This is a genomic window from Candidatus Jidaibacter acanthamoeba (assembly GCF_000815465.1).
Taxonomy (GTDB): Bacteria; Pseudomonadota; Alphaproteobacteria; order Rickettsiales; family Midichloriaceae; genus Jidaibacter; species Jidaibacter acanthamoebae.
In genome coordinates this window covers 1-412 of the sequence record NZ_JSWE01000046.1, presented here as the reverse complement: position 1 = coordinate 412, position 412 = coordinate 1, and the positions used below count along the sequence as shown (strand labels likewise).

General features: G+C 36.7%; 1 protein-coding gene. It reads left to right on the top strand.

Going from position 1 to position 412, the window contains the following annotated elements:
• On the top strand, positions 1 to 412 hold a 412-nt coding region (locus tag NF27_RS12215), incomplete at both ends, for a hypothetical protein (protein WP_039454900.1).

Genomic DNA, 412 nt, shown 5'->3' with positions numbered 1-412 from the left:
TTTTAGGTCACCCTAAATTAGCAAACGATCTACGCAATCCTGTACTAGAAGAAGTAGGCGCACGTGCAAAACTTTTTGAACTAAGTTCTTTAGGTATTAATAGTCCTAAGTTTATTGAATGGATTCTGAGTAATTGTACAGGAGATAAAGTCAACCCCCATGATATCCTTACTAAAGACGCCATTATCCTACTTTCCGACCAGCTAATTACACCTTTACAGATTACTTATTACCTTGCTAGAGTACTAGAGAAGGGTTATCAAATTGGAGAAAAACCTATAAGTATAGCAACAGCCCAATCAGTATTATCACCAGACCTTAATGCATTAGAACCAAACCTGACAAGGAATGGTTATAACCTAACAATATTATGTGATTACCTCAATGCCAGGCGTCATGAAGTAAAAGCATA